We start from the raw sequence: 8,824 nt of genomic DNA on the forward strand, positions 1-8,824 counted from the left end.
CCCGGGCAAGCGTCCCCCTCACAGTCTCACGACCGGACGCGCCCGGCGATCGTGCGCTCGCATCGTTTCGACCCGGCGACCTGGTGCGCCCCCGGGTTCGATTGAAACTGCGTGCGCAACCTAATGCCAGAAGCACAGTCCTGCGCGAGCTGTCCACCAACACGCTCGCCACCGTGCTGGACACTGTCGACGGCTCCAGTGAGTCCGACTGGATCCACGTTCAGTTGCCGGAGGTCGAGGGTTGGCTGGCGACCAGATACACAGAGCTTTTCAGCCGAAACGAGAAATGGATCGAGGTCGACATCTCGAATCAGACGCTGATCGCCTGGAACGACCGTGAACCGGACGCCCGTCTGATCATCAGTTCAGGGAAGCCCGGTTTTCGCACCCCGCTCGGAGCCTTCACGATCTCGCAAAAGGTTCCAGCCAAGCGAACGGTGGCCACCGTCAACGGCGAGCATTGGGACATTCCGGGTGTGCCCTGGATCATGGTCTTTCGCTCAGGCGGGTACTACATCCACGGCGTCTATTGGCATGAAGACTTCGGCAGTGCCGTCAGCCATGGCTGCGTCACCCTGGCCGTGCCTGATGCCGAGTGGCTCTACCAATGGACCCCGCTCAGCGCCCCGATGCTCATCCACGAATAGGCTGCGATGTCGTCTAGAGCACCGCCGCGCCGGCCGTGCGAGCGGTCTGGCCCTTCTCGCCGGCGGTATATGGGTTGTGCCAGGCGGTTCCTTTCTCCACGAACCGGTCGGGAAGGAAGTAGCTCAGATCGAACCCGTGGTTCCTGCCCGTGATCTCATCGGCAACGATCTTGCCGTTGATTGCGCCCCAGGAAAACCCGCCGCCGTTGAATCCGGCCACGATCGTGAGTCCCTGCATGATGCTGGTGCGTCCGATCAATGGCAGTCCGTCCGGTGTAAATCCCATGATTCCGGCCCACATGCGCACCACGCGCACGCCTTTCAACACCGGGAACAGCCCCACGAGCCGCTTGCCGATTCCGCTCATGACCGGCAGCGTGACCCGCTCTTCATAGAGTCCGAGTCCTTCCTGCTCATCCAGGCGGCGGAATCCCCCGCAAACGATGGGGCCACCGGGCACCTGACGGCCGTATTCCTTGTCGAAGTTATTGCCCCAGGCGAGCGGCAAGATGGGCGCGACCGGCTCGGTAGCGAGAATCTGGCCGCGTGCCGGAACGATGGCGCCCGCTGGCAATTGGCGCAAGAGCAGCGGCGTGTACGAGTTGGTCGCCAGCACGACTTCTTCGGCATGCACACGTGAGCCGTCCAGCAACTCGACGCCGGCAGCGCGTCCTGAATGCTCCAGAATCTTCGCAACCGGGGTATGTGTGCGAATCTCGGCACCGAGGCGGGCAGCCGCATTGGCAAACCCGTCGACCAGCGCAAATGGCCAAAGATGACCGGCGCTGCGTGTGTACTTGGAACCGTAGATGTCCTCGGTCACCGCAGGCATCAGTTTGCGGGTCTCTTTCGCGTCCAGAAGTTCGGGGCTTGCTCCAGCGGCGCGCTCGATTTCATATCGCTCGACCATGTGGTCCCACTGCGCTTTGGTTTGCCCGATCTCGATCGTGCCCGATTTTCGCAGCTGGAAATCGACCCCCAGTTCGTCCGGCAGCTCCTGCAACATGCGCCAGTTGGCCGAGGTGATGTCATAGAGCTGGCGTGCGCCATCGCTATGCATGCGCGCGCCCTCGCTGGTCATGCCGCCGTTGCGACCCGACGCTCCGGAACAGATGCCTCGCTGGTCGAAGAGATGCACCTTCTTGCCCGCCTGCGCCAATCGAAACGCAACCGAGCAACCATTGACACCGCCACCAACCACGATCACATCTGGACCAGACATCGCCGTCTTCCTCTCGTTGCCGCCGAACTCCCGGAAGTCTATCAGTCCATACCGGCCACGCTCGCCAGGACGACCGGCTCCGCGATTGGGAAAGAACGGACTGGCGGGCAGCATGCGGCCCGCCAGTATTCGAACAGACCGACAGGTCATCCCACGGTGACCGCAGAGTCGGACGTCCTCGCCGACTCCACGTGCACCCTTGGGAGCCACTCGAGCCGGTGAGGGAGGTACCAGTTCCAGTCGCCGAGCAAGCGCATCGAAGCAGGCACGAGCACCAGCCGAATCACGGTGGCATCGAGGAGTATCGCGACCGCCAACCCGAAACCAAGCTGCTGGAACATCACCAGATCGGCTGTAGCGAATGCGGCGAATACGACCACCATGATTGCCGCAGCACCGGTGATGATGCGCCGGGTGACATGCAGCCCATCGGCAACGGCCAGCGAATTGTCGCCGGTCCGGTCCCACGCTTCCCGAATTCGGGATAAAAGGAAGATGTGGTAGTCCATCGACAATCCGAAGAGGATGCTGAAGAGAAAGATTGGGATCCAGGCCTCGATGGTTGGTGTTCGTTGGAAACCGAATAGCCCGACACCATGCCCTTGCTGGAAGACGAAAACCATCGCCCCATAGGCTGCACCGACCGAAAGCAAATTCAGCAGAAGCGCCTTCACCGGTACGACGATCGACCGGAATGCCAGTAGCAGCACCAGGAATGAAAGCCCAAGAACGATCGCCAAGACCCGCGGTGTCCACAGGCCGACCAGCGCATCGAAGTCGGCCGTTTCGGCGACATCCCCGCCAACCAGGACGCACGCGTCGATCCCGGCAAAGGCCGTCGGTATCAGGTCGACACGCAAGCGCTCGATTGCGGCATAGGCCTCGGGCGTGTTTCCGTCGATGGTGAGTGGCACTTCGACCAATGCCAAGGTGCCTGCATCGTTCCATGCTTGGTCCGTCGGCGGGGCGAACGCGGAATCGGCCGCGAGACCGTCCAGCAGTCGCTCGATGGCGCCGTTGGTCGCGTCGTCATTCGATCCGGCAACCACAATTTCGACCGGATCGGTCAGGCCGGCAGCGAAGTCGCGAGCCAAAATTTCGTATCCAGCGCGTAGATCGCCAGGTGGCATCGATTCGATTCCGGCAGCCCCGCGTTCCATCGACAGAGCTGGCAAGGCAAGCAGGAAGAGAACTGCAATGGCAGCCAAGGCGCTGATCCCCGGCCGTCGCAGCACCAAACGGACGAGCCGGTCCGAGTGCGTCGCCCTTGTGCGCTCCAGAGCCGGCCGCGGACGACGCGGCCAGTCGAGCCTGCTACCCGAGATCGCCAAGAGCGCCGGAAGCAAAGTGAGCGTCGCCAGGAGTGCGACCACGACCACCAGGATTGCTCCAGCACCGAGACTGCGAAAGAGCGTGGTGGGGAGCAGGAGCATGCCCAGCAGGCTGATTGCCACGGTCGCCCCTGAAAAGAGGACCGCGCGCCCAGAGGTAGCGGCGGTGCGCGCCATCGCTTCAGCCGGTGCATGTCCCATCCGGCGTTCTTCCCTGAACCGGTCGACGATGAAGAGCGCGTAGTCCACCCCGACCGCCAGACCAATCATGGAAATCATGTTGAGCGCGTAGACCGACATCGAGGTCACCCGACCCAGGAGCAGCGTCAACCCCACCGCCCCGGCGATGGAAACGATCGACAACACGATCGGAATTCCAGCCGCCACCAGCGCGCCGAACACAAGGATCAGCACCAGCAAAGCCGCTGGAAGACCAAACACTTCCGAACGGATGAGATCGTGTTCGGTCATCTCGTCGAATGCGTCATCGAACCGATCTTCGCTAACGAAATGCACCGTGACGCCATTCGAGTCGGCTGCGGCAAGCACCGCGGCATCAGCTGCATCGCGTTCGCCACTGGGACGATATGGGATCAGGGTGGTCGTTCCATCGGCTGACCTCAGCGTGTCTGCCCGCTCATCCCCAGCTTCGTTCGCTTCGTACCAGGTGATGGCGGTCGCTCCATTCGTCTCGAGCGCCCGCGCCAGCGATTCCACCGCGGTGTGGTAGGCGGGGTCATCCAGTGTCATTCCAGCGGATTCGACGACCAGCAGCTCGGGATAGTCGTCTGATTGATCTTCCGCTCCCCACTCGCTCTCGAGGAGCCGATCGGCCTGCACCGATTCTGGCTCTGAGATGAACTGATTCTCTGTACCGAGCTCTCCGCCGGCCACCGCGGCGAGCGTGACGAGCAGCACCAGTCCAGCCATCCAAATCAGGATCGTACGTCGCGGAGAGGAAAATGAATATCGAGGCAGCGCCTCCTGAAAACCGTTCAACATGGCGGCAGTCATCCATCAACGAAGCCAATCGGCGCTGATCAGCGCCCACACTCGTTGTATCGGCGGGAGATCGACTTGCCGACCGCCGTCCGATGGAATTTGCCATCCGTCGTTTGGTGGTGATTCCGGGAAGCAGATCAGCGGAATGTTGTAGAAGGCCCGTCGCCAGCCGGGAACCGTTTTTCTGCGCGACGCAACGATGCAGCATCTGGGCGATCAGTCGTCGAGCGTAACGAGTCCCTCCCGAAGGGCGTAGAGCGTCGCCTGCGTACGGCTGGCAAGTCCCAGCTTGCTCAGGATATGGCTGATGTGGGTGCGCACAGTGGCTTCACTGAGCGAGAGATGCGCGGCTATCTCCTGGTTCGAGTACCCTCTTGCCACCTCGCGCAGCACATCGAGCTCGCGGGTGGTGAGCCCATCGGTGGCCGGAGTTGCCGATGCCGCTTGACTGAGCGCGCTCATGATCCGACCCGCGACCGACGGGTCGATTGGCGATTCGCCTCGGTCCACCTGGCGAATCGCCCGCACGAGGTCCTCCGGTGAGGAGTCCTTGAGCAGGTAGCCGCGCGCCCCAGCGCGAATCGCCGGGAGAACCTTTTCATCGGTCACGAAGCTGGTCAGCACCAGAATGCGCGCCTCGGGCCAGGTTGTCCGAATACGCGCGATCGCCTCAGTTCCTTCCATTCCGGGAAGAACGAGGTCCATGAGCGTCACATCAGGGCGCAGCGCCAACACCCGCTCCACAGCGCGTGCCCCGTCTCCGGCTTCGCCAACCACGTCAACGTCAGGTTCGGTCGAGAGCAGCGCACGAATCCCCTTGCGCACGATCGCATGGTCGTCGGCAATGAATACACGTATTGGCTTGCTCACAGCGGCGTCTCCACCCGCACGAGGGTTCCGTTGCCCGGATACGACACGACGGTAAACGTTCCGCCGAGACGTTCTGCGCGTTCACGCATGCCGCGCATGCCAAATCCGGCAGCCTGCGCGCCAGATTCGATCCCAACGCCATCATCCTCCACGTCCAGCACCAACCGATCGCCCTCCTGGCGAACAACGACGCGTACATTCGACGCGCCGCTGTGCCGTACCGCATTGGTCAACGCCTCGATTGCGATGCGCTCGAGCTCGATCTCGGTTCGGAGCGGTACATCGCTCGCAACCTCGTATGTGATCGTTGCCTGCAGACCGGTACGGCGCTCGACGGTGGCCAGTCGATTCTCGAGCGCGCGCTGCAGTCCGAGCTCCTCCATCTCTGGTGGGCGCAGCTCGTAGATCAGCAGGCGCATCTCCGCCTGTGCGGTGCGAGCGGCTTCGCTCATGGAATCGAGTTCCTCTACGAGACCATCGTGATTGCCGCTTGCAAGGTTGCGTCTGGCCGCTTCGCTGCTGAGCACCAAACCATAAAGTGACTGACTAACTGAATCGTGCAACTCGCGCGCCAGCCGGTTGCGCTCTTCCACAATCGCCAGATTCTCGATCGTTGCGGCACTCTCGGTCAGTTGGCGGTTCGCTTCCTGCAGTTCCACGACGAGGGAGCGTGCCTGGGCTTCCGCGCGCTCTTCCTGTTCAGTAACCGTGGCATATGATGCAATGAGAACGTATCCGGCGATATACAACAAGATGATCGCCAGGCTGCGCGGAAAATCCTGAAATATCAGCAGCCCCACGATCATGACTGCGAAGGTCGCTGCGAACCAGAAACGCCGCCAGCGGAGATCGGGAACGAGCGCAATCTGCGCGCTTATTGGAATCAACAAGACGGGGAAAAAGTCGAGCTCGGGCTGGGCCACCATCGCCGCAAAGACGATCGTGAGCTGCAGCCCGAAATAGAGATGCTCATACCAGTGAAAGCGGCGACTCAGCCGGTCGCCGGTGACGAAGAGCGCCAGATAGACCAGGAGCAACAGAAGAGTCAGGGGTTGCCGATCCGCATCCCCGTCCGAATCGAATGACCGCAGCACGACCGCCAACCAGAGCGGCAGACTGACCAAATAGAAGAACCGTGGGCGACGTCCGCCCAACCCGGTTTCCGGTGTGATTGGCGGCTTGGAAGCAGGCAGATCGATCGGCATCGGCGCGTGGAGCCCGATCGTCCCGGGCTACTCCTTTTCGTAGCGGGCGCGGCAGGCTTCGATCACATCCCAGGCAAAGGATGCGTCATGCCAGCCGAGCACCTCGGTCTGCTTCGGTTCGAGCAGCTTGTACGTGGCGAAAAACGTCTCGATCTCGCGCAGCCAATGGTCGCCAAGATGCGAGAGATCGGATACATGCTGATAACGCGGGTCGCCTACCGGGACCGCCAGCACCTTGAAGTCGGAACCCTTCTCATCCGACATGTCGAGCCCCCCGATCGGCCGCGCATCGATGTAGCAGCCGGGGAACGTCGGTTCCTGCATGAGCACCAGGATGTCGAGATGGTCTCCATCCTCGGCCAGGGTATCGGGAATGAACCCATAGTCGGTGGGATAGTGAACCGAGGAGTAGAGCACCCGGTCGAGCCGCAGTCTCCCCGTGGCCTCGTCGAACTCGTACTTGTTGCGACTGCCGCGGGGAATCTCGATGAATGCGAGAACGGTCGATCGATCGATTGGATTGGACGGATTGGACACGCTACTCCCTTATCCCATGGTTGATTCGATGGTGGATACATCTTCGCCGCTTTTGCAGTTCACTGCCGGAGGTTACTCTGCTGTGCTGGATCTCGCCCGTCGACCGTCGATGCCCGGCGCACCGGCGACATGCCGAACCGCCTGTTCCACCGCGTTCCATTCGGCGCCCTGCGGCTCGTCTTGATAGCGATAGTCGTGCTTGCGGATGACTTCTCGCAAGTCGGCCCGCAACGTCTCATGCGTGCGAAGCAGCCGCGAGCGCAGCGCATCGAGCGCCTCCGCGCTCGGTCCGGCGCAGAGCGCATGATTCAGATGCGAAACGCACAACCCATCAGACGACAGGTATCGCTCGCGGAAACTGGCGGTTCGTAGTCCGTCGAGCAACTGCGCGACGAGCTCGCGCTCCTGTTCGGCGCGCGTCACGCAGAGTGGGCAGGGGCGCGCTTCCACCAGCGCTGCGCATTCCCGATTCGTCCGCCCGCCGGAGATGCGGGAACCAAGCTGCCCTCGCAGACCGGTTCGTGTCGGTGAGACGCGTTCCAGCTCTCGCGAGATGCGTCCCAGCACCGCCTCGTAGATGATGGCGGTGCTCAGGGGCTGCGCTTCGGCGAGCCATTGAGCTGCATGCGTGCTGCAGAACCCCCACGCGGCATCGACTCGCTCTCGGTAGGCAGGATCGAGCACCAGTTCGTCCTGGATCGTCTCGATGGTCTGCGCGACCCGCTGCAGCACGATGCGGCAGACGGGGCATCCTGGCAGGGCAAGCGCATCATCGAGCCGGAGATTGCGAGAAAGCGGCGGCATGCGATCCAGGACTGAACGAACGCGCATCAGCGCGACAAGACGACACCCACTTGACACTGGGCGCGGCGATGCCGAACCCTACGTGGTGACGAGACGCGGGTCAAGGGTTCCTGGGGAGGCGTCCTTGCTCCCGCGGCCAGGAGCATCCCGGTGCGCAACTTGATGGGCCGGCTGAACGCCCGGACGGATGAGGAGCTCCAGCGAATCGGCATTGCCTGGCAGGTGCCGAGCACAGCGCGCGACCGTGCCGCCCTGATCGCTCAACTCATGCGCGCCATGACCGATCTGCGCGCCACGCGCGACTTCTGGATGCGCCGCCCGTTGGACGAGCGCGAGATGATTGCGTTCTACGTCGCAGCTGACGCCGACGACGGATTCACGATCGACCAGCTTGCCGAACAATTGCAGGCGGAACCTTCCGTCGTCAGAGCCACGGCCACCCGCCTCTATCAGGCCGGGGCGCTGGCATCGAACGCGCGCGGCCAGACGCTTTCCGTGGGCGAACTCCCACGGCTCTTCTTGCCGCGTGAGCTTGGGCAACTGTTCGCGCGCATTCAGGACGAGCTCGATGCCGGCGACGTGAGTCAGACTCCGTTTGCGGCACTCCTTGCCCTCCTGGATGACGCGGACATTCAACGCGCAGCGGAGCTCTGGGGATTGGAATCGATGCCGGGGTTGCGCACCCGGCGTGAACTCACCGACGGGCTCCTGGAGCTCTCCGCCTGGCCAGACCGGCGATCGGCTGTCGAACGGAAACTCGGCTGGGATGCCAAGCGTGTGCTGGGTGTCGTGACCGAACTGCCAGCCGGGCAAACAACGACGCTGACGGAGATCGCCGACGCCCTGGATCTCGATTTCGGTCAACCCAGGGCAGCGGAGCGCTTACGAACCGCGTTGACGGAACTCGAGGAATCGCTCCTCGTTTGGCATACCTACGTGCCTGACGGACGGCGGGCGCTCTTCCAACCGATCTGGAACACGGCTACCGCAGCGCTGCCGCAGGATCGCGAGCAGGCGCCATCACCGGTGAACGGAACGCCCGATTCCGATGCGCAGGTCGACCGATATGCGCTGGCATGGGACTTGCTCACACTGCTGCGATGGCTGGGCGCAGGAACCCCGGCTGTTGCGCCGCTTTCGTCCGCAACGATGCGTGCCCGGCGCCGATTTAACGAGTTGCTGTGGAATGCTGGAGCGGAAGAGCCG

At 62.7% G+C, this 8,824-nt stretch carries 8 protein-coding genes; 2 read left to right on the forward strand and 6 right to left on the reverse strand.

Annotation, left to right across the window (positions count from 1 at the left end):
• On the forward strand, positions 1-647 hold a 647-nt coding region (locus R2855_19405), incomplete at its 5' end, for a L,D-transpeptidase family protein (GenBank protein MEZ4533170.1).
• A gap of 13 nt (positions 648-660) precedes the next feature.
• Here the strand turns inward: R2855_19405 and R2855_19410 are convergent.
• From R2855_19410 to R2855_19435, 6 genes are all read right to left on the reverse strand, one after another.
• Entirely contained in the window at positions 661-1,869 is a 1,209-nt protein-coding gene (locus tag R2855_19410) for an FAD-dependent oxidoreductase (GenBank protein MEZ4533171.1), read from the reverse strand.
• A gap of 146 nt (positions 1,870-2,015) precedes the next feature.
• Positions 2,016-4,130 (reverse strand): MMPL family transporter, encoded by a 2,115-nt coding sequence (locus R2855_19415; protein MEZ4533172.1) that lies wholly within the window; start codon positions 4,128-4,130, stop codon positions 2,016-2,018.
• 288 nt (positions 4,131-4,418) lie between these two features.
• Positions 4,419-5,072 carry a response regulator transcription factor gene (locus R2855_19420; protein ID MEZ4533173.1) on the reverse strand — a complete coding sequence of 218 codons (654 nt, stop codon included), beginning with the start codon at positions 5,070-5,072 and terminating at the stop codon, positions 4,419-4,421.
• Positions 5,069-6,277 (reverse strand): sensor histidine kinase, encoded by a 1,209-nt coding sequence (locus R2855_19425; protein MEZ4533174.1) that lies wholly within the window; start codon positions 6,275-6,277, stop codon positions 5,069-5,071. The genes R2855_19420 and R2855_19425 overlap by 4 nt, the downstream gene beginning before the upstream one ends.
• A gap of 27 nt (positions 6,278-6,304) precedes the next feature.
• Positions 6,305-6,814 carry an inorganic diphosphatase gene (locus R2855_19430; protein ID MEZ4533175.1) on the reverse strand — a complete coding sequence of 170 codons (510 nt, stop codon included), beginning with the start codon at positions 6,812-6,814 and terminating at the stop codon, positions 6,305-6,307.
• Positions 6,815-6,886: 72 nt separating this feature from the next.
• Complete coding sequence (locus tag R2855_19435) at positions 6,887-7,618, reverse strand: DUF6062 family protein (GenBank protein ID MEZ4533176.1); 732 nt, start codon at positions 7,616-7,618, stop codon at positions 6,887-6,889.
• Between the two features lie 150 nt (positions 7,619-7,768).
• On the opposite strand from R2855_19435, the gene R2855_19440 reads away from it, so the two are divergent.
• The coding region (locus tag R2855_19440) for a hypothetical protein (protein MEZ4533177.1) at positions 7,769-8,824 on the forward strand (1,056 nt) is incomplete at its 3' end.

The organism is Thermomicrobiales bacterium (assembly GCA_041390825.1).
GTDB lineage: Bacteria > Chloroflexota > Chloroflexia > Thermomicrobiales > UBA6265 > JAMLHN01.

What these genes read in the sequence shown, in the direction of transcription:
- R2855_19410 (MEZ4533171.1), bottom strand. Translation starts at nt 1,869, where the DNA reads ATGTCTGGTCCAGATGTGATCGTGGTTGGTGGCGGTGTCAATGGTTGC.
- R2855_19415 (MEZ4533172.1), bottom strand. Translation starts at nt 4,130, where the DNA reads ATGGCTGGACTGGTGCTGCTCGTCACGCTCGCCGCGGTGGCCGGCGGA.
- R2855_19425 (MEZ4533174.1), bottom strand. Translation starts at nt 6,277, where the DNA reads ATGCCGATCGATCTGCCTGCTTCCAAGCCGCCAATCACACCGGAAACC.
- R2855_19435 (MEZ4533176.1), bottom strand. Translation starts at nt 7,618, where the DNA reads ATGCCGCCGCTTTCTCGCAATCTCCGGCTCGATGATGCGCTTGCCCTG.